Source organism: Roseateles sp., from assembly GCF_036404855.1.
Lineage (GTDB): Bacteria > Pseudomonadota > Gammaproteobacteria > Burkholderiales > Burkholderiaceae_C > Pelomonas.
Genome location: NZ_DASWYS010000361.1, coordinates 1 through 2,716, shown reverse-complemented (window position 1 = coordinate 2,716; position 2,716 = coordinate 1). Strand labels below are relative to the sequence as shown.

3 protein-coding genes are annotated in these 2,716 nt (G+C 70.3%); 2 read left to right on the top strand and 1 reads right to left on the bottom strand.

The genetic code is table 11. The annotated features are described in order from the left end of the window. Together VGF12_RS24010 and VGF12_RS24005 are read left to right on the top strand one after the other, a co-directional pair. Nucleotides 1-781 (top strand): amidohydrolase family protein (locus VGF12_RS24010; protein WP_331178568.1); only part of this gene is annotated, 781 nt, incomplete at its 5' end. 10 nt (nucleotides 782-791) lie between these two features. Further along, nucleotides 792-1,817 (top strand): LacI family DNA-binding transcriptional regulator, encoded by a 1,026-nt coding sequence (locus VGF12_RS24005; protein ID WP_331178567.1) that lies wholly within the window; start codon nucleotides 792-794, stop codon nucleotides 1,815-1,817. Here VGF12_RS24005 and VGF12_RS24000 read toward each other — a convergent pair. After that, the coding region (locus tag VGF12_RS24000; protein WP_331178566.1) for a GH36-type glycosyl hydrolase domain-containing protein at nucleotides 1,809-2,716 on the bottom strand (908 nt) is incomplete at its 5' end. The two genes, VGF12_RS24005 and VGF12_RS24000, sit on opposite strands and share 9 nt — an antisense overlap.

Here is a 2,716-nt window from a genome sequence, read left to right as displayed (position 1 = left end):
GGGCGAAAAGCTGCTGGACTGGACCAGCGCGACGCACGCGCCCTACACCGTGTCCGATGAGACCTTCATCAAGCTGCGCGACCTGGCGGAGAAGCTGGACATCCAGATGCACTGCCACATCCACGAGACGGCGGGCGAGGTCTCCGACGGCGTCAAGGCCCACGGCGTGCGCCCCATTGCGCGGTTGGACAAGCTGGGGCTCTTCAACGAGCGCATGATCGCGGTGCACATGGTCCACCTCGACGAGGGCGAGATCGAACTGATGGCGAAGAAGGGCGTGCACCTCGTGCACAACCCCAACTCCAACCTGAAGCTGGCTTCGGGCGTGATGCCGCTGAAGGCGCTGGAAGCGGCCGGCGTCAACACCATCCTCGGCACCGACGGTGCCGCATCGAACAACCGCCTGGACATGTTCGGCGAGATCCGCTCGGCGGCCCTGCTGGCCAAGGGCATCACCGGCGACCCGACCGTGGCCTCGGCCCGCACCGCGCTGGAGATGGCCACCATCCGTGCCGCCAAGGCCATGGGCCGTGCCGATGACCTGGGCTCGCTGGAAGTGGGCAAGCTGGCCGACGTCGTCGCCGTGTCGCTGGACAGCATCGAGTGTCAGCCGGTCTACAACGCGGCCGCGCAGCTGGTTTACGTGGCCGGCCGCGAGCAGGTCAGCAACGTCTGGGTCGGCGGTCGCCGGCTGCTGCGCGATCGCCAGCCCACGACCATCGACGTGCCCGGCCTGCTGGCCGAGGTGCGCGACGTCGTCGGCCGCATGCAGGCCGGCTGACGCGGCCACCATGTCCAGCGCAGCGCCCCGCAGGCGGGCCACCGGCCGGGTCACGCTTGCTGATGTGGCCCGGGCGGCGGGTGTCAGCCCCATCACTGTGTCGCGGGCCTTGCGGGGGGAGCGTGCCGTGGCCCGTGAGCTCAGCGACCGCGTCCACGCGGCCGCCGCGACGCTGGGCTATGTACCCGACCCCGCCGCCCGCGCGCTGGCCTCGAGCCGCAGCAGCCTCGTGGTGGTGCTCATTCCAAAGCTCAGCAACACGCTGTTCGTGGAGCTGCTGGATGCGGTGCAGAACGGCCTGGTGCCCGCCGGCTACCAGACGTTGATCGGCGTCACCCACTATGACGCGAGCGAGGAAGAGGCGGTGTTGCGCAGCTTCCTGGCCCATCGGCCGGCCGGGCTCATCGTCACCGGCAGTGACCGCAGCGCGGCGGCGAGCGCCATGATCGAAGGCAGCGGCGTGCCTTGTGTGCGCGTGATGGAGGTGGGAGAGGAGGTCGGAGGCTACAGCGTGGGCTTCTCGCAGCGCGAAGCAGGCCGGGCCATCACGCAGCGGCTGCTGGACAGCGGCCGGCGCCGCATCGCCTACGTGGCCGCCCAGTTGGACCCGCGCACGCTGGAGCGTGGCCAGGGCTATGAGGAGGCGCTGGCGGGGGCCGGCCTCGCGGACCGCGTGCACAAGGTGCAGAGCACCGAACCCTCGTCCATGGCGCTGGGTGGTGCGATGCTCGAGCGCGTGCTGCGCGAGGTGCCCGACACCGATGCCATCTTCTTCTGCAACGACGACCTCGCCCAGGGCGCGCTGCTGGCCGCGCTGCGGCTGGGCATTGCGGTGCCAGGGCGCGTGGCGGTGGCCGGCTTCAACGACCTGGCCGGCAGCGACCAGATGGTGCCGCCGCTGACCACCGTGGCCACACCGCGCCGCGAGATCGGCGAGCGGGCGGCGCAGATGCTGATGCAGTTGATGCGAGGTGAGCCGGTGGAGACGCCGCACGTGGACCTGGGATTCCGGGTCGTGCGGCGTGCATCAGCCTAGCTCGACGTCCAGGCGGTACGCTCGCCCGGCTTCGATGGCGCGCACCAGACCGTCCGGCAGCGGCTGCCCATCCAGCAGCATGCGAGCCTGGCCCGTGCGGCGGACCTGAAGCAGGAAACGCGCACCACGGAATTCGCGCTCGGCGCTGAGTCGATGCCAGCCCGATGGCAACTGCGGATTCACGCGCAGCCCTTCGGCGCATCCACGCAGGCCGCACAGCCCCTCGATGACGCTGCGGTAGGCCCAGGCCGCCGTGCCGGTATTGAACAGCTGGCTGGAGCGTCCGGCCGTGCGCGGGTACTGATGGTGGGCACCGCGGTAGTAGTTGGGAATGAACACCGGCAACTGGCCGCGCTGCCGCAGGTCAGCCTCGTCAGGCCCCGGGATCATGCGGCGCAGCGCATGAAAGGCGCGGTCGCTCTCGCCGGCGTCATAGAGCGCATGGACGTAGAAGCTGGCGGCGTGGTTGTAGACGGCGCCGTTCTCTGCTGAGCCCGGGTGCTTCTGCGTGACACGGCCCACGTCGTCGCGCATGCCGGCATAGGGTGGGTTGAACATGGCCACGCCGTGCGGCGTGTCCAGCTGGGCGTCGATGGCGGCGAGCATCCTGCGGCGCTGCCCGTCGCTCGCTGCGCCGCTGAGCATGGCCCAGGACTGCGGGTTCAGGTAGATGCGGCCCTCGGTGTCAGTACTGACGCCGAACTTGACACCGTCGTCCGTGATGCCACGGGCGAACCAGTCCCCGTCCCACAAGTGGCGGTTGGCGGCGGCGTTCAGCTCCCGTGCAGCGGTGTGCCAGCGGTTGGCGGATGCGGTACGACCCGCGTCGGCGCTGAGGCCCGCCCACAGCTTCATCGCGTAGGCGGCTGCCACGGTCAGCCAGCCCGACACGCCGCGAC